The organism is Fervidicoccus fontis Kam940, from assembly GCF_000258425.1.
Lineage (GTDB): Archaea > Thermoproteota > Thermoprotei_A > Sulfolobales > Fervidicoccaceae > Fervidicoccus > Fervidicoccus fontis.
Genome location: NC_017461.1, coordinates 563,353 through 580,844 on the forward strand (window position 1 = coordinate 563,353; position 17,492 = coordinate 580,844).

A 17,492-nucleotide genomic window follows, 5' to 3' on the forward strand; every position below is an offset into this window, starting at 1 on the left:
GTTAATCACCCACTATATCTCCAAGCTTTAATCTGGGCATGATTCCCATGCTCATAAGCTCCTGAATAAGGAGCTTAAATCCGTATGCCACCTCTACAGGATATATCTCTCCCTTATCTCCGTGTATTGGACAGACATATGCATTTTTGTTTCTATCGAACCACCCTATGTGCCCGCACTTCGCGCAAACATAAATGACCGTCTTGTCGCTACTTTCTAAAAGCCTCTCTCTGAGGAGCATAGAAGCTCCATGCCCTACAAGCACGTCTCTTTCCATCTCTCCGAACCTGAGCCCTCCTTCCCTTGCCCTTCCCTCGGTTGGCTGTCTCGTCAAGAGCTGCACAGGACCTCTTGATCTGGCGTGGAACTTATCAGCAACCATGTGGTGGAGCCTCTGATAATAAACTATACCTATCATTATGGGAACTCCTATTATCTCTCCTGTCCTCCCGTCATACATTACCTCCCTTCCATCTGGCGAATATCCTTTCTTCATCAGCTTCATTCTTATTTCCTCAACGGGCTCCTTTGAGAACGGAGTTGCATCTACTGTTTTTCCTAGAAGAGCTGCTGTCTTTCCTGCGAGCATTTCCAGAAGCTGACCGAGCGTCATTCTTGATGGAAAAGCATGCGGATTTATTATTATGTCTGGAACGATCCCTTCTTCCGTATATGGCATGTCATATTGAGGTATAAGCATTCCTATTACTCCCTTCTGTCCATGCCTCGAGGCAAACTTATCCCCTATCTCAGGTATCCTGTAGTCCCTGACCCTTACCTTAACAAGCTTGTCGCCTTCCTGTGTTTCTGATATGAAAACGCTGTCTACAACTCCCTTCTCTCCGTACCTTATAGTTACGCTAGTGTCCTTCCTTACTGAAGCTCCGAAGCCGTATTCTTTGAATTCCTCAAGGAATCTCGGTGGGCTCGTTTTGCCGATGAGCGCCTCTCCATCCGCGACCTCAGTTTCTGGAGAGATTATGCCATCCGGGTCGAGCTTTTTGTATACCTCAAAACCCCTGTATATCTTCACGCCTGCCTCGGGGACTTCAATTTTGTCCTCCTGACCTCCAGGATACTTCTTCTCCTCAGTTGAGTAGAGCCTGAAGAACGTCGATCTCATGAACCCCCTTTCAACGCTTGACTTATTGAAGATCAGTGCATCTTCGATGTTGTACCCAGTATAGGACATGATGGCTACAACAGCGTTCTGTCCTGCAGGCTTTTCATTATACCTTATTACTTCCAGCGGCTTTGTCTGAACTAGAGGCTTTTCAGGGTGGTGGAGTATATGCCCCCTTGAATCGGTTCTAACGTTGAAGTTAGCTGCATATAGACCTAAGGCCTGCTTAACCATTGCAGACTGGTAGGTGTTTCTCGGGGACTGGTTATGCTCAATGTATGGAATAGTTGAAGCCGCGACTCCAAATATTCCAGCAGTCCAGAGCTCAAGATGAGTATATTCCTTTCCATTCGGTCCTAGCAGATCTGAAGGATCTAGAGCTATATACGCGTTTTCCTCTTCCTCAGCATCGAGGTACTCTATTTTCCCTTCCTTTACAAGATCTGAAAACGTCTTTTCCCCTTTCCTTAAAGCTTCAATGTCTCTTTTAGTTACTGCAGGCTTTCCGTTTCTCACTATGATTAAAGGCCTCCTTATCCTCCCAGCATCTGTATTGACGTAGAGTTCTTTTATTTGAGGTCTCTCGTAATAAACGACATTGATCTCGTGATGAAGATCTCCCTTCCTCCTCATCTCCCTTATTGTGGAAGCGAGCTTTTCACCATCCGGGTAATATCCTATGTGCCTTCCGTTTAAGTAAACCCTAGTCATTTCTAGGTACTGGGTGTTGTTGTTCTCCACAGCGTCTTTAAGGGCTTCTTCAACTGGTATGACTCCGAGCTTGTAAAGCTGGTTTTCAACCTTCTTCTCGCTGATTCCAACAGTTATGTATGTGAGAAGGGAGAGGTTCTTCACCAGACCGCAATTTGGACCCTCGGGAGTCTCGAATGGACACATCCTCCCCCATTGAGTGCCGTGGAGGTCTCTAGCCTTAAACAGGGGCTGGCTCCTGCTCAGCGGCGATACAACCCTTCTCAAATGACTGAGCATGCTCATCCAGTTCGTCCTATCTAAAAGCTGGGATACGCCCGTCTTTCCTCCGACCCATGTGCCCGTTGCCAAGGCATGCCTTATCCTCTCGGTCATAACATCTGATCTTACTATTGACGATATTTTGAACCTCTTGCTCCTGGTTAGGACCTTCTCAGCTTGGTAGTTAAAGTCCTTTACAAAGTTCTTGAAGGACGCCCTGAAGAGGGTTGCAAGCAGGTCGCCTGCAAGCTTCAGCCTTTTGTTCGCGTAATGGTCCCTGTCATCAGGCTCCCTCCAGCCTAAAGAGAGCTCAAGAATCATGTTGGCCATTTGTGCTAAGAAGAAGCCCTTCTTCCTTCTGTCCTTAGGGGAAGAACCCAAATGAGGGAAGAAGTACTTGTCGATAACCTGCTTTGCCCTTTCTATTCTGTTCTCCCTGACCTGACCTATTGCAACTCTAGTTCCTATATAATCTAAAGCGTCATCGACAGTCGCTATAGATCTGGAGGCTTCAAGGCTTGGGAGAAGGAGGCTCTGAACCTCCGGGTTTAAGCTTACCGCATAAACAATATCCTGATCCTTCTCAAATCCGAGGGCCCTCATGAGTATGGCAAAGGGAAGCTTTCCAGGAACTCCTCCAAATGAGATCGTGATAGTCCCATCCTTATGGAGCTCCATCATAACTGAAATCCTATAAGATCCGGTGCTAGATATTGCCTTAGCCGTATAGAGAACATTGCTCCCCGCCTTTCCCTCATCGACCAATACTCTGTTTGTTACCATATCTTCCTGAGCTATTATGACTTTTTCAGTTCCATTTATTATAAAGTATCCTCCCGGATCATCGGGATCTTCGTTTATCTTTATAAGCTCCTCAGGGCTCATCTTGCTCAGAGGATCGAGCTTGCTTTTAATCATTATTGGAAGATCTCCGATGTATACCTTATCCTTTATGCTCTCAACTCCATTTTCAACCAGCGTTATTTCAAGGTACATTGGGGACGCATAAGTAATGTTCCTTACCCTCGCCTCAAACGGAGTTATCTCTACTTCAGATCCGTCAGCCTCTCTAGAAACTGGCTTTAAAACTTCAATCTTACCAAGCTTAAACTTCACTTCAGGGAAAGCTGTTTCTATAATCTCCTGTTCATCTATAATTTCCTGCAGCATAGTCTCAACAAATCTGTTATAAGAATCGAGATGCTGTCTAGAAAGCCCCTGCTCTTCAATAAACTTTTTAGCTAAAAGCCACCTCGCTTCTCCATCTAAGTAGCTAAGGTCTTCTTTTTTCTTGGATTCACGCGCTCCCTCTTCTTGGATATTATTGGACATGTCAGCCGATCACCACTAGTCTGTAGACAACTGATTCTCCTGTTATCTCATCTCTCCTTGTAATCTTCACAAGCTCTCCTGGCTTTGCTCCTATCTCCCTCGCAACTGGATCGCTCGATCTGATTAGCGGGAGCTGATTAATGCTAACATTAAGCTCCTTCAGTACCTTTGGGACCTCAGTTATTGGTATCCTCTCATGCTTTGGAACGAGAACGTGATCTTGTACAGAAAACTTTTTTGGAGACATGACCTTTTACAACCCCATTTTGTTGTTAAGAACGATTTTACGCATTTTACTAAACCTTTCATAAAACATAAAGCAAACAAAAATTTACACTGAATAAGAGTTTTTAAATATTTATGCTCTTTTTGTATTTCATGATTATAAATATAAGGGATTTTATTTTTTACTATGAAAATTTTACTACTGAATAGAAAATATTTAATGTGCCGCGGCCGGGATTTGAACCCGGGTCACGGGCTCGAGAGGCCCGCATACTTGGCCGGGCTATACTACCGCGGCTTCTCTTTAAAAATCTCTTTTAAAAGATTTTAAAATTTGCTCTCAATTGTACAAATTAAAAAATATATACCCTGTATTTAAATAAAAAATTTCCGTTCTCCGCTTTAACGAGTAGAGTTTTTATCTAGTAAATTAAAATATTAAAGTAGAGGGCGCCGGGGTGGCCGAGCGGTCTAAGGCGGTGGGCTCGAGACCATAAGGATGAGTCGTTTCCGGCCTTCAGCAGGAGACCCACTGCTCCTTGCGGGGCGCGCGGGTTCAAATCCCGCCCCCGGCGCCTTAGTGCGCTATTTCTGTTTTTATAAAGGTTATAGTTGTTGAAACATCTCAAGCGATTATGCATATAAGTTAGCAAACATTATTGCAGACATAGCTAATAGATACGATGCTTTAGTTCTGCAGGAGGATCTGAAGGACATCAAAGAAAACATGAAGAAGGGTAACAACTTCAACAAGACGCTTTCTCTGCGGTTCTACAGAATACTTGCCTAGACAAAGTGTTTTGAGTTTCATAAAGGTTTATAGGGGCTGATATTGATTATCTGATTTGAGCTAGAAAATATATTCCTTAAATACTCAAGATGTGGGGTGCCTGGGGTCACTCTGAATGCCCTCAAGCCAGATGAAGCTCCCCATGAATCCGCGAGGAATGTAAAGGTGATGAACCCCAAGAGCTACATAAGTCTACAAAAGACTACGTAGTCCCAAACCCTTCTGCTTCTAAAACTCATAACATAAATTTTATTATTATAAAAAATACAATTATCATTTTGTAAAATTCAAGTGGGATAAAAAATGTCTCCAAATTCAATATACGGATACGCTGGAAAAATTTTATGGTTAGATTTAACGAAAAGAGAGGCGAAAAAGCTAGAGCTTAGCAGAGAAATGGCAAGAGATTATATTGGCGCTAGGGGATTTGGTATAAAAATTCTATGGGACAATATGAAAAAAGGAACTGATCCCCTCAGCCCGGAAAGCTTGTTAGTTGTATCAGTAGGTCCTTTGGCCGGAACCTCTTCTCAGAGTGCGAGTAGGTGGTTTGTAGTATTCAAATCACCATTAACTGGAACGTACTTCAGAAGTGTTGGGGGAGGGTACTTCGGTGCAGAGATGAAGTTTGCGGGTTATGATGCAATAGTCGTAAGCGGAAGAGCTGAGAAGCCCACTTACGTTTGGATAAAAGATGATAATGTCGAGTTCAGGGATGCCACGAGGGCTTGGGGCCTAACCACAAACATGACGACTGAGCTTTTAAAAGAGGAAACGGACAAGAGCGCGAGGCTCATTACTATAGGTCCTGCAGGAGAGAGGTTGGTGAAGATCTCCTCTATTCAGAGTGACGACCAGAGGAGCGCAGGAAGAGGTGGAGGAGGTGCAGTGCTTGGAGCAAAGAACTTGAAGGCTATAGTGGTTAAAGGCTCAAAGATGCCGAAGCTATTTGATGAGGAGAGGTTCAGAGAAGCAGTAAAGGAAGAAATTCAGACGTATCAAAAGAGCCCTGCACTTGAAGGATTTAGGGCCCTTGGAACTGCGGGAGTAGTCGATCTATTTTATTCTTTGGGGCATAACCCGAGCTTCAACTTCATGCAGAGGGAATTCAACGGAATAGATAATTATAAAGCTGATGTATTTCCAAGGTATATTATTAAAAGGGGAGGCTGCTATGGATGCATGATAAGCTGCTGGCAGTTCTTGAAGACAACGGACGGTCCTTATGCCGGCTTCTTTTGGGACAAGCCAGAATACGAGGCTCTCTGGTCTTTCGGATCAAACCTTGGCAACGCTAACCTTGAAGCCGTTATGCAGGCCAACATGCTCTGTGATAAATATGGGCTTGACGTAATTTCTGTTGGTTCAGCGATTGGTATGGCCTATGAGCTGTATGAAAAGGGGATCCTGACGAGAAAAGAGACGGATGGAATGGAATTGAGGTGGGGGGATCCTGAGCCAGCGCTTGAAATTATCAGGAAAATAGCGCTTAGAGAAGGAATAGGAAGGATTTTGGGAGAAGGGACGAAGAGAGCTGCCGAAATTATTGGCAGAGGTGCGGAAAAGTATGCGATACAAATAAAAGGTCTCGAGTTACCCGCATATGACCCAAGGGCAGCAAAAGCTCACGGATTAAGTTTGGTGACTTCAAATATTGGAGCAAGTCATAACATGGGCTGGAACTACTTTGAGATAACTGGAGTTCCAAAGGACGGAAAACAGGTTGATCCGCTTTCGATTGAGGGAAAAGGGGAGCTTACCAAGTACGTGCAGGATGAGACCGCAATGTATGAAGTTGCGGGAAAGTGCACATTCCCTGCAGACTTCGTAATGTTTACAAGGGAGAACCTTGCAAAATTACTTTATTATGCTACAGGTATTGAGGAGTTCAAGAACCCAGACTACTTAATGCTTGTGGGAGAGAGAGTATATAACTTAGAGAGGGCATTCAATGTAAGAGAGGGATTTGGAAGAGAGCACGACACCATTCCTGAGAGGTTCGTAAAGGAGCCTTTCCCGAGAACACCTGCGAAGGGACAGGTGTTCGAGCTTGATAAATTGCTCGACGACTACTATAAGGCAAGAGGTTGGGACTTGAAGACTGGTAAGCCAACTAAGGCGAAACTAGAGTCTTTAGGATTGAACGATGTTGCAAAAGAGATAAACGCGGAGTAAAGATGGAAAGAGAAATAAGCGTATATGTGGAGTTCGTGGGGCCCGCAAAAGAAAAAGTAGGAAGGGGCTTTATGTGGGTGAAGCTCCCTTCGGGCTCAAATTTAAGAAACTTTTTTTACTCAATTTTTCAGAACAGAAACGAGGCAGAAGATTTTCTGAGCAGAATTGAGAGAGAGGAGCTCTTTGTATTTTTAAATGGAAGGAGAGCGAGGGATCTGAGCGCTATGCTCAATGATGGAGACAAGATATACGTGACATTTATAGCATTTGGTGGCTGAGAATTCGTCAATTATCTAATTAAAAGTAGATTTCTGACGAAAACAATATATTTTTAGAAAAGAAAAAATTTGTGGAGGTCTTTTTATGAAGAGAGATGTAGCAATAATAAGTTCCGGGATGTCGAAGTTTGGAAAGAGGGAGGGAAAGGGGCTTATAGATTTGTATTTGGAAGCTATTGAGGAAGTCATTCAAAGCACAAAGCTTGAAAGGATTGATGCTCTTATAGCAGCATCTATGAGCCCTGGAAGATATGAGAACATTATGGGCCCTGCAAATATACTCGCAGGACTTCTGGGGATAGAGGAAGGAACTGTTATGAGAGTTGAGAACACAAGCGGAAGCGGAGGAGCTGCCATATTCGTAGGTTATCAGCTCGTCTCATCTGGAAGGAGCGACTTCGCTCTTGTTATAGGTGGAGAGAAGATGACTCATTTAAGCACTGAAGAGAATACCTCGATCATAGCAGGCTTGGTTCATGAGTATGAGAGGAAGCTCGGCATAACTCTTCCAAGCTATGCAGCGCTTTTGGCCAGGGCGTACATGAATGAGTTCAATGCACCTCAAGAGGCGCTTGCAAGCGTTGCAGTGAAGAACCACCTCCACGGCAGCATGAACCCTAAGGCACACTTCCAAAAGAGGATAACAATAGAAGACTACTTCAATTCTAAAGTTGTGAGCGATCCTCTTAGAGTTATGGACTACACTCCAATAAGCGACGGCGCCGCAGCTATCCTACTGACTCCCAAGGATATTGCACTGTCATATACAAGCAAGCCCATAATTATAAAAGGAGTGGCGGGGGCAACGGATACTCTAGTTGTTCATGAGAGAGATGACTTCTTAAACCTCAAAGCGGTCGAGATCTCATCTAAAAAGGCACTCAAAGAGAGCGGTTTGGACTTGAAGAATATAGATTTGATTGAACTCCATGACATGGCGACAATACTGGAAATTGTCGAGCTAGAATCAATGGGCTTCTATAAGAGAGGTGAGGCGTGGAAGGCTGAAATGAACGGAGAAAACAGGTATGATGGAGATCTCCCTGTGAATACGAGCGGCGGGCTTAAGGCGAAGGGACATCCTATCGGAGCTACAGGAGTAGCACAGGCATATGAGATTTCAATGCAGATGTGGAAAAGGGCTGGAGAAAGACAGGCGAAGAGGGAAGTTAACCATGCACTCTCCATGAGTATGGGGGGTTTTGGAAATAACGCATATACCGTAATTTATGAGAAGGGGTGGTAAAAATGTTCAAATATTACGTATGCGAGAAGTGCGGGAAGGGGTATTATCCTAAAAAGGTAAGGTGCAGGTGCGGATCTACAAGCTTTAAAGAGGTCATTGATGAGAATGCAGAAGGGAAGATATATACCTATACGATCATTTACGTACCTCCTAAAGGCTTCACTCCACCCATTGCTGTTGCAATAGCAGAATACAATGGCATGAGGTTCCTTGGAAAGTATAATGGAGATCCGGGTAAAATAAAAATAGGAGAAAAAGTCAGACTTGACACCAGCGAAGACGGATCTATACTAATCTCTCCTATTGAATCCTAAAAATCTTAGAAATTAAAAAATCAAAGATTTTTCGAATCTAGCAAAACATGTGAACTACCCCGCCCTTACTGAAGAGGCATCTCCCCCCTTGCGGTGGAGGTTTCCTGTTTCTTCCAGGAAACTTACTATACACTCATCTTTTTTTTACATCTTCTCTCGTTGGATAAATCTTGTACTTGAATGCCAATTGGATCACGTTATTCTCTCTCTTTGGCTCTTCACATATTTTTTCAGGGCCTCCAGTGTTAAATGTTGTCCACTCCATCCCCGCCTCATTGAAGGAGACTTTCACCCAAAAAAGTTAAAACGATTATAAATATTACAACCTAAATTGCCTTCAATTTGGTATGATTGAAAAGTTTTAATCTCTGTATCATCTATTTCGCTTTAATGATGAGTATTAGGATAACATATTGATGATAAATTTGTCCTCGAGAGCTAAATGAAAAATCGTCGATTCTGGGAAAAGATCAAGGATATCTCTGAACATGAAAGAAGTGCAGCTTAATAAATGTGAAGGACCTACAATCTCTCCAAAAGAGAAAGAGAAGGGCAGCTTAAAAGTACGAGAAATTTTACGTTTATATTCCTCTGAAAGAGGTTCAAACGAAAGGAAGAGTGGACCGGCCGGGACTTGAACCCGGGACCTCTCGGGTGCAAACCGAGTGCTCTTCCAGCTGAGCTACCGGCCCTCAAAAGAAATTTTATTAAAAAAAGATTTTTAAAATTATTTCTTCTGGTAAGAACCTATTACCTTAAGAATCTTCACCAGCTTCGTAGCTGCGAGCTGAACATCCGGGTCGCTGAAGGCCCTCATGAGTCCTGTGAGTCCTGTCTTCTTCTCCTCTTTCTCTATCATGACATCTGTCACCTGCTGGAGAACAGCCATGAGGTCATTTATGCTGTCCATGAGCCTTAGAAATTCAGGAGTCATTATCAGTTTCATGAGGGAAGCGATAAAGTCCTCGTTTACGATAGCATTGAGCATGTCCAGCAAACCGGTCTTGTTCAGGTTAATTAGCAGAGATAAAGTCTTGTTGAGAGATTCTACTAGCTCAGGATTCTGAAGCAATTTCAGAAGCTCCTGCTCTTCCTTCTCACTCAACTCCTTTGTCTCCATTTCTACCATCCCCTCTCCCCCAGTACTGAAGGTTCTGTTGCTTTAAAGTAGGTGTCAAATATGCTCTCATACTTTAATGGGTACCTCAGAGAGGCCCAGTACATCACGATAAATACATCCTCAAGAAGCCTCTTGAACCTCGTAAACCTCACGGGTACTGCGTGATGATCATAGTCGCTTATCACGAAAAGTCCTTCGTCATCTGTAATGCAGGGACAGTTGGTCCTCCCCGTAAAGTAAGATTCCTCTCCCAATATCCTCTTAGCAATTGCAAAAGCTCCAAGATGCGCAGTTACACCGGACTTAGAAGTTGGAAGGTTCGTGCAGTCTCCGACAGCAAATGCATCGTCATAGCCTTCTATATTTAAGTAATTCTTATGTACTTTCACATACCTGTCATCATCCAATACCTCAGGCGGATTGAACTTTATATTGGTCCCCTTGTGCATTGGTATCATTATCAGAGCGTCGAAGCTGACTTCCTCACCAGTAGCGCTCCTGACAACTTTCTTCTCATTGTCTATGCTGTCTATGAGGAAAGAAGTTCTGTAGTCAATGTTGCCAAACTCCTTCATCTTCTCTTCAATAGCCTTTGAGACCTCCTTCTCTCCATAGACGTGGGGAGCTGGATATAACAGCTCGACCCTCACGTCCGCCCTTTTCTCCTTAAAGTATCCGGCAGATAGAAACGTCCCCTTGTGCGGCGCTGGAGGGCACTTTATAACGAGATCTGGAACGCCTATTACCAGCTTTCCTTTCTTCATATCCTTTATATTGTTCCATACCTTTACAGCAGCCTCTGGAGTTGAGTAGTAGTCTCCCATCTTCTCATAGTTTTCTCTGTGCCCCGGTATTAGGTCGTAGTTGAGAGATGCGCCTGTTGCTACGACAACCTTCTCATAGCTTATACTCTTCCCCTTCTCCGTCTTGATGCTCCTTTCCTTGAGGTCTACTTCCGTTACCTTATCCTGAATGAATTTAACTCTCGGATCTAGAAGTTCCTCAACAGTCCTTATATATTTTGAAGGCTCATGACCCTTGAACGCTATAAAAAGATAGCCTGGCTGGAACGGATGAATGTTTGAGTCGCTTATTAATGTGACGTCTTTTCCCTTTTCTGCCAATATGTTTGCAGTAATTATTCCTCCAGCTCCTCCTCCTATAATAACGATGCCTCTCTTCTCGCTCATCTCAATTTTACCCCTATTTCTTTCCGGCTACCTCTATTGTTGCCCTTATTACATCTCCTTCAACTTTAAGCTCCAAAAGCTTATTTCCAGTGCTCTGGCACCAAGCCTTAACATCTTCTATGAAGCCCTTGTCTGTCGCGAGGGCCTCTATTATATCTCCATTCTTTGCCTCTCTGTATGCTCTTGTGAGTTTAGAAATTGGGCCTGGACAGGCCATTCCTCTCGCATCAACAACTTTTTTCTCTCCCATTTGTTCTCACCTTTTTTATTTTTAATAAAAATTAAATATATATAATTAAATATATATAACAGTATCCCCCTTTGTCTGTGTGAGGAAGAACGTCGCCCCTACTATTTCATCTACCAGAGGATCCCAGTCCTCCCTCTTTACCCCGAGCGCCTCAGCAGTCATTGAGCAACCGTAGATCTTAACTTCACCGACTTCCTTGGCCTCCTTCAGCATGTCATACCAGCTAGGAGATTTCAGCTTCTCCATCCCCTCGAACATCTTCTTCGCATAATCCTCAAACTCCTTTGAAGGTCTCAGCTCCGGCTTGTTCTTCGTAAAATACGGAACAGCTAGACCAGTTACGAATACTTTCACAGGTACTCCTAAATTCGCGGCAGTATAGGTAAGAACTCCTAAAGAAATGAAGTTTTCTGCCTGACCTCTTGCAATTATTATGCTTAACCCTGACGTTTTCAACACCTTTTAAGATTTATATATGATTTATTTGTAAATCGGTGGTAAAATAATTAATTATTAATATTTTTTTGCAAAATATTCGTAAAAAATTTTATTATTTAAGAAAGCCAATAAAGCTCGCTCAATAAAGAAACAAGACATGTTATTATTGCTTTTCGCAAAAAAGATAAAGGTTATTTTTAAGAAAATTTCCATATATTGATTTGAGATGATTTATAATGAGCTCCATAATTCCAAAGCTTGATGAAATAACGCCGGAAAGCTTTTTAGAGAGCGTTAACAGGATTTTTGAGCTTAAAAGAAAAGCGGGACTTGTTCCATATTTAGATAATCCTGAAGATGTGAGGAAGAGGGCTGAGCTTTATGCAACGAAGTATAAGAACGGTTCCCTAGGCTGGGCATCCAATATTTGGAGCAGGTCCGCAGCAAATACTGTGGTTATAAACTCTGAGAGCGAGCTTAAAAAAGAGCACAAGCTCCTCATGCTCAGGGTTCTTGAACACATACTTGCTCAGGGACCGATGATAAGAGTAGACGGCGCTTATGGGTCTCCAAACTCTAAGGTAAGGATGCACATTAGAGTCTATGTAGACACTCAATTTCCAGATCTGGCATATAGGTGGAAGCAGCTCGTCTTCGATGTAGACAAGGAGAGTAAAGTGGATGCAACTTTATTCGTAGTCCCTCACTACTTAGGAAATCCAAATATTCCCGGAAGCGATAAGTTGCTTGCTGTAATTAGGTTCCCCTTCCAAAATTTCACAATAATAACACTCTCTTCCTACCAGGGAGAAATAAAGAAGGGAGCTCTATGCCACTGGATATTCCATGCATATAAGCAGGGATGCACGGGCGAGCATGCCGCGCTCAGAGAGTTCTCCGTCAGAACCGTTGAGGAAAGTTGGAAGAGGGTTGTATTGGCGATTTGGGGACTGACAGGAAGTGGGAAATCCACGCATGGATTTTACATGTGGACTGAGAAGAACGCGCCACTATATGTAAAGAACTTCGGCACAAATCCGCTGGATTATGTTAAGGATCAGGAGGTGAAAAACGATGACATCGTTGCAATATGTGAGGATAGAGTCTATGGCTCTGAGCTCGGGGCGTGGACGAAAACCGAGGACTTGACCCCAGATATGGAAGCGATGTGGAACGGCGCTTTCAGCAGCAGAGCTCTCCATGAGAACACGGAGTTTGACGAGAACGGGAACCCCTCATTTGAAGGTAAGCTCTTCCAGTACTTCGGCTCTCCCAACAGAAATGCGAGGACCGTTCTCTACTTAGAGGACACAGGTTTCTTCAAGGGGAGCGTCGACAGCTCCGGACCTCTCAACACGGCAGTGTTCCTAAGCCCAGGCTACTTCACTGACTATGCATGGGTGAAGCTCAATGATATAGAGCTCGCTGCAAAGGCTCTGGCCGATGGTAGGACGGTCGGCCATCCAGCGCAGGCAAGGGAGCTAGTAGGGAAAGTGAGGTTCGTGCCGAGATACACTGAATTTACAATAGGAATTGGGGATGATGCCCATGTATTGAGATTCTACGAGTTCCTTAAGAAGTGGAAGGAAAGAGGGAATGAGGTTGAAATATTCATGTGGAATACAACGGGAAGGATCATAGCTAAGTACAGATGGGTGGAAAAAAAGCTTGGAGATAAGATGATAATGGTTCCCGAGCCCATACTCCAGGAAGTTAATGGAGTTCTCAAGCCTATAGGAGGGGAGAGACCTACGATAGAGGAGACGGAGTTTTTCCTCCTTCAAGCGACAAGAGGGGCTGTGGAGTACAAGCCTCATCCTGTCTGGGGAGAGAAGGTACTTGTCCCCAAGCACGTGCCTGGAATAAAAGATGAGAGGCTGAAGCAACTGGATCCTACAACATACCTATCAATGGATGAGTTCAAGGCTCTACTGAAGGCTCAAATAGAAGAGAGCAAGTACAACCTCCAGAAGCTTGGCTTAAAGCTTCCCAGCGAGATCATGAACGCCATGGACTTCTAAAAACTTTTCAAAAATTTTAATATAAAGCTTTTAGAAATCAATATTTAGTAGTTTTTTTAAAGATAAATTATTCTCCTTTACATAAGTGGAGAGTGCAGGTTTTGAGCAACAGCGGAAGGATCATAATTTCTAACCCATTTCACCCATTAATGCTAGTTGTGTACTTTGTAATATTCTTCCCAGCGTTCTTGATAATGCCCTCAGTATTCTCATCCCTCTCCTTCTTCATAGGTTTGCCTCAGGGAATTTCCATCCTCATCGGTCTTTCAATGCCTATGCTAAGCTTTGTATTTAGCTTTATGAACATCGTTATAAGGAGGATAAGGCTCGAAGGGTTTTTCTATACGATTGAGTCTAGATATGTTTACTTCATGGGGATACCTTTTCCTGTATACTATCCAGTCTACCAGAGGAGGGAAATCGTGATAGCGATAAATATTGGAGGTGCAGTTATACCGATAACCTTCAGCGCTCTTCTCCTTGCAAGGCTCTATTGTATGTCTTCTCTATATTTCATAGACGCATTAATAGTCATAGCAATAACCTCAATCATTACATTTCTCATCTCAAGGACGGTACCAAATGTGGGAATTGCTACTCCCTCTCTGATACCTCCCCTCGTCTCGGGAATAAGCGCACTAGCAATATGCGGGACCAACTACATATTTCCTGTCGCATATGTGGGAGGGGTCCTGGGGAGCCTGATTGGCGCTGATGTCCTCAGGCTCAGTAAGGACTTTTCAAAGTTCACTCATCAATTGGGGCCCGTATTCTTGAGCATTGGGGGGGCTGGAACATTTGACGGTGTGTTCCTTTCCGGAATAATAGCGGCAATATTCGCATACATATTCACATAAAGGTGCATTGCTTTGACCGCGGAGATCTCATTCTCTATAGAGAGCGCATCAATGCGTGATCTGAAGGAGGTTTATGAGATAGAGCTCTCCTCATTCCCTAGGTATCCTTACTCTATAAGCGTTCTCGTCTCATTCTTAACCCTATTCCCAGAGCTCTTTTTGATTGCAAGGCATGAAGAGAGGATAGTTGGCTACATTGCAGGTTTTATGGAGAAGGAGGACAGGGGGCATATAGCATCCATCGCCGTGAGGCAGGAGTACAGAGGGAGGGGGATAGGGAGGAAGTTGCTTGAAGAGGAGGAAAATAAGATGAGGAATCTCGATGTGAAGGAGGTTGTTCTTGAGGTCTCTGAAAACAATGAAGTTGCGATAAGGCTCTACACCTCAATGGGGTACAAAAAAATCAAGAGAGTGAAGAACTACTACCCAGACGGAAGCGCCGCATTTATTATGAAGAAGACTTTATAGCATTTTCTTTATGATCTTTACAAGATCCTTCAATTGAAGCGGGTTGTAGCACTCGATTATCTTTATCTTCATTTTATCCATAGCTTCCTGAACATGATATCCTATCCTTCCAGCCACGATGGCATCAGCCCTGTTGTCAACTATCCACTTAGCTATTCCTATTCCTACCCCTCCCCTTAAGTTAGAGATCTCGTTCCTAACAAATCTCACGCTTTTGACTTCATCTCCACTGAAGTCTAATACTGCTAAGAAATTTGAGTGATTTAAGAACGGATCGTATGTGCTCTCCATGCCTCTGTCATCAGCAGTTGCAAGTATGACTCTCTTCTCCCCTTCATTCTTTTCGAAAACAGGCATCTCCTTTACCTTTTGCATAATGTATTTTATAGTTTCAGGGTCGTGCTCATGAACCTCGTGATCATGCTTGTGTTGCATTTCGTTTCACCTTATCATTTTGAAAAGAATTAAACACTCGAGAACTAATAAATCTTTAAACTTATTTAATTCTCAATCGCTAAGCTTGTACCAAGTTCCAGTAGCTATGGCTACGGTTTCATCCTTAGAGCTCTTTATTGTGACCAAAGTTACTATGCTCCTCTTTCCTGCATGAACAACGCTCCCCTCAACCGTAAATGGAGATCCGGACTCAAGCATGGGCAATAGATAGTTTATCTTCAGCTCCATTGTGACCTGTTGCTCGCTCATGTGTGTGCTCCAAGCCGCAATTGCTCCGACTTGATCTATAAGAGTGGCGATTATCCCACCGTGAATAGAGCCGTCAGGATTTGTTAGCATTGGAGAGTAGATGAACAAGGCCTTCGCTCTCCCCCTTTCAACGCTCAAAAGCTTCAAGTTGGTTATCTTGTATACAGGATTCAGCTCCCTCATCGCCTCATCTATCGCGTCCTCAATCTTGTAACCTTTTGACATGAGCTCCTGCGCTTTTTTATAGATCTCAGAGTATATCTTCTTGCTCATCAAAAGCACCTGATAAAAAATTGAGAAAGAAGGTTAAAAGATGTTTCGAAACTTGCAATTGAGATACTCGCATTTCAATGTAGAATAAAAAATTTTGAAGATTTTCCGACCACGAACTCTACTGATAAGTCTGACCTCCTATTCGCCCTAAAGAGCGAGGGTTCCCCTTAGGGAATTCATCTGTTCCACGCATCTATTCGTGAATACATCTTTCATCTGCAGGGCAGTCGTGGTGATCAGAGATCCCCTTTTCCATCTAGACAATGGATAAAGCCCTCCTCTCAATGTTTAGAATAGCGATTGTATCCATGTCCATGGGTTAGCCACATTCTAAACGTTTTTACACCTGATATCCTCCCTCTCCTCTGGTTCCTAAGCCAGACCCTGGCGATCGCGATAGCCTCTCTGTAGCAGTCCTGGGCGATTTTAAAGGGTAAAGAACCCATGAACTACATGAAGGAAGCTTTTTCCTGAGAGGAGAGGGGAGGTCAGATCCATGTGCTCTTTAGAACTCTGATCACGTTGCCTCCAACAGCCTTGGAAATCTCCTCATCGGAGTATCCGTTCTTTATCATCCACCTAATTATGTTTGAGAATTCTGAGGGATTTTCGAGCCCATCTACATATTCCACTGACTTGAAGTTTGGTGCGAGATCATAAAGAGCCTTGAGCGCTGATGCACCTCCGAATATCTTGTGATATGCTACATGATCACCGAAAAGCGTATCCGGACCAAATGCGACATGATCTATTCCCACAAGCTTCTCCACATATTGGAAGTGCTCCATAACACTTTCTATACTGTGAACTGGGTGGTTCTTCGTCAATGTACTGTGAGGAGCGGCTTCAATACCGAAAAATCCCCCCTTTTCAGCTATTGCATGTATGAGCTCATCAGGCTTCATTCTCCTAGTAGGCCAGAGAGCCCTAGCGCCTGCATGTGTAACAACCACCGGGTACTTAGATGCTTCTACAGCCTCCATTCCAGTCCTATCTCCAGCGTGACTTACATCTATAAGGATCCCAAGCTTGTTGCACCTTTCAATGAGCCCATATCCGAGATCTGTGAGCCCGTTGTCCTTCTTGCTCGTAAGCCCGCTCCCGAACTCGTTGTTATTTCCATAGACAACCCCCATAACCCTCACTCCTAGCCCATAAAGAGCGTCTATCTTAGCGATATCATCTCCTATAGAAGGAGCTGATTCCAGAGAGAGTATCATTGCTATCTTCCCCTCATTATGAGCCCTTTCAATGTCCTCAACCCTCCTTCCAATAAAGACCATATCTTGGTGATCCACATCGCTTTGGATCATCCCTATCTGAAAGACCTGGTTCTCCCAGCTCCAGGAATCTGGAGAATAAGTATATGTTTCCCCATCCATCATGTTCTCAAAGACCGCATCGAGCCCTGAAGCTGAGAGGCCTTCATAACCTATGAAAGGCCTACCAGTCCTCGCGTACTCCATAAACTCTCCAGGATCTTCAGGATAAACTAATGAGTGATCGTGTACTGAGACTACTATGTTATTCTCGAGGAATGACTCGAACCTCTCCTCCTCCGCCTTCGAGAGCGGGATAGCTTTCGATGGAACCCTTCCTATCTCCTTCGCTAGCCTGAACTTCCTGTAATCCTTCCCCTCCTCCAAAAAGCTCCAAGACTTGTACCCTCTGTAGACTTTGTTCTTTCCCAAAGTTTTGCACCTTAATTTAAAATA

The 17,492-nt window shown here is 43.7% G+C and carries 17 protein-coding genes and 3 tRNA genes; 8 read left to right on the forward strand and 12 right to left on the reverse strand.

Features of this window, described 5'->3' with window-relative positions:
- Nucleotide 1: 1 nt before the first annotated feature.
- The 3 genes from FFONT_RS02955 to FFONT_RS02965 form a co-directional block, all read right to left on the reverse strand.
- Complete coding sequence (locus tag FFONT_RS02955; protein WP_014557741.1) at nt 2-3,427, reverse strand: DNA-directed RNA polymerase subunit B; 3,426 nt, start codon at nt 3,425-3,427, stop codon at nt 2-4.
- 1 nt (nt 3,428) lies between these two features.
- Nucleotides 3,429-3,674, reverse strand: a complete 246-nt coding sequence (locus FFONT_RS02960) for a DNA-directed RNA polymerase subunit H (protein ID WP_014557742.1) — start codon at nt 3,672-3,674, stop codon at nt 3,429-3,431.
- Nucleotides 3,675-3,875: 201 nt separating this feature from the next.
- Nucleotides 3,876-3,950, reverse strand: a tRNA-Glu gene (locus FFONT_RS02965).
- Between the two features lie 154 nt (nt 3,951-4,104).
- On the opposite strand from FFONT_RS02965, the gene FFONT_RS02970 reads away from it, so the two are divergent.
- From FFONT_RS02970 to FFONT_RS02990, 5 genes are all read left to right on the forward strand, one after another.
- Nucleotides 4,105-4,227: transfer RNA gene (locus tag FFONT_RS02970), tRNA-Ser, on the forward strand.
- 518 nt (nt 4,228-4,745) lie between these two features.
- Entirely contained in the window at nt 4,746-6,617 is a 1,872-nt protein-coding gene (locus FFONT_RS02975; RefSeq protein WP_014557743.1) for an aldehyde ferredoxin oxidoreductase family protein, read from the forward strand.
- Between the two features lie 2 nt (nt 6,618-6,619).
- On the forward strand, nt 6,620-6,895 hold the full coding sequence (locus FFONT_RS02980) for a hypothetical protein (protein ID WP_014557744.1): 276 nt from the start codon (nt 6,620-6,622) through the stop codon (nt 6,893-6,895).
- Nucleotides 6,896-6,980: 85 nt separating this feature from the next.
- Entirely contained in the window at nt 6,981-8,141 is a 1,161-nt protein-coding gene (locus FFONT_RS02985) for a thiolase C-terminal domain-containing protein (protein WP_014557745.1), read from the forward strand.
- A gap of 2 nt (nt 8,142-8,143) precedes the next feature.
- Nucleotides 8,144-8,455, forward strand: a complete 312-nt coding sequence (locus tag FFONT_RS02990) for a Zn-ribbon domain-containing OB-fold protein (protein ID WP_148683573.1) — start codon at nt 8,144-8,146, stop codon at nt 8,453-8,455.
- A 133-nt stretch (nt 8,456-8,588) separates the two neighbouring features.
- Here the strand turns inward: FFONT_RS02990 and FFONT_RS07200 are convergent, their stop codons facing one another.
- The 6 genes from FFONT_RS07200 to FFONT_RS03015 form a co-directional block, all read right to left on the reverse strand.
- Complete coding sequence (locus FFONT_RS07200; protein WP_280101538.1) at nt 8,589-8,720, reverse strand: hypothetical protein; 132 nt, start codon at nt 8,718-8,720, stop codon at nt 8,589-8,591.
- Nucleotides 8,721-9,074: 354 nt separating this feature from the next.
- Nucleotides 9,075-9,147 (reverse strand) — tRNA-Ala (locus FFONT_RS02995).
- Nucleotides 9,148-9,182: 35 nt separating this feature from the next.
- Nucleotides 9,183-9,584, reverse strand: a complete 402-nt coding sequence (locus FFONT_RS03000) for a helical membrane plugin domain-containing protein (protein ID WP_148683574.1) — start codon at nt 9,582-9,584, stop codon at nt 9,183-9,185.
- Nucleotides 9,578-10,765 (reverse strand): NAD(P)/FAD-dependent oxidoreductase, encoded by a 1,188-nt coding sequence (locus tag FFONT_RS03005; RefSeq protein ID WP_014557749.1) that lies wholly within the window; start codon nt 10,763-10,765, stop codon nt 9,578-9,580. The genes FFONT_RS03000 and FFONT_RS03005 overlap by 7 nt, the downstream gene beginning before the upstream one ends.
- A 13-nt stretch (nt 10,766-10,778) precedes the next feature.
- The gene (locus tag FFONT_RS03010; protein WP_014557750.1) at nt 10,779-11,015 is read right to left on the reverse strand and encodes a sulfurtransferase TusA family protein; all 237 of its coding nucleotides are present in this window, start codon (nt 11,013-11,015) and stop codon (nt 10,779-10,781) included.
- A 45-nt stretch (nt 11,016-11,060) separates the two neighbouring features.
- A complete protein-coding gene (locus tag FFONT_RS03015) occupies nt 11,061-11,474 on the reverse strand; it encodes a DsrE/DsrF/DrsH-like family protein (protein WP_014557751.1) in 414 nt (137 codons plus the stop codon).
- 215 nt (nt 11,475-11,689) lie between these two features.
- On the opposite strand from FFONT_RS03015, the gene FFONT_RS03020 reads away from it, so the two are divergent.
- From FFONT_RS03020 to rimI, 3 genes are all read left to right on the forward strand, one after another.
- Nucleotides 11,690-13,474, forward strand: coding sequence for a phosphoenolpyruvate carboxykinase (ATP) (locus FFONT_RS03020; protein ID WP_014557752.1), 1,785 nt, complete (start codon nt 11,690-11,692; stop codon nt 13,472-13,474).
- 101 nt (nt 13,475-13,575) lie between these two features.
- Entirely contained in the window at nt 13,576-14,331 is a 756-nt protein-coding gene (locus tag FFONT_RS03025; RefSeq protein WP_148683576.1) for a DUF1614 domain-containing protein, read from the forward strand.
- Nucleotides 14,332-14,343: 12 nt separating this feature from the next.
- Nucleotides 14,344-14,799 carry a ribosomal protein S18-alanine N-acetyltransferase gene (rimI, locus tag FFONT_RS03030; protein WP_014557754.1) on the forward strand — a complete coding sequence of 152 codons (456 nt, stop codon included), beginning with the start codon at nt 14,344-14,346 and terminating at the stop codon, nt 14,797-14,799.
- Here rimI and FFONT_RS03035 read toward each other — a convergent pair.
- The 3 genes from FFONT_RS03035 to FFONT_RS03045 form a co-directional block, all read right to left on the reverse strand.
- Complete coding sequence (locus tag FFONT_RS03035) at nt 14,794-15,234, reverse strand: NifB/NifX family molybdenum-iron cluster-binding protein (RefSeq protein ID WP_014557755.1); 441 nt, start codon at nt 15,232-15,234, stop codon at nt 14,794-14,796. The genes rimI and FFONT_RS03035 overlap by 6 nt on opposite strands.
- Before the next feature lie 72 nt (nt 15,235-15,306).
- Nucleotides 15,307-15,777 carry a PaaI family thioesterase gene (locus FFONT_RS03040; protein WP_148683577.1) on the reverse strand — a complete coding sequence of 157 codons (471 nt, stop codon included), beginning with the start codon at nt 15,775-15,777 and terminating at the stop codon, nt 15,307-15,309.
- A 488-nt stretch (nt 15,778-16,265) separates the two neighbouring features.
- Nucleotides 16,266-17,468 (reverse strand): dipeptidase, encoded by a 1,203-nt coding sequence (locus FFONT_RS03045; RefSeq protein ID WP_014557757.1) that lies wholly within the window; start codon nt 17,466-17,468, stop codon nt 16,266-16,268.
- Between the last annotated feature and the right edge of the window lie 24 nt (nt 17,469-17,492).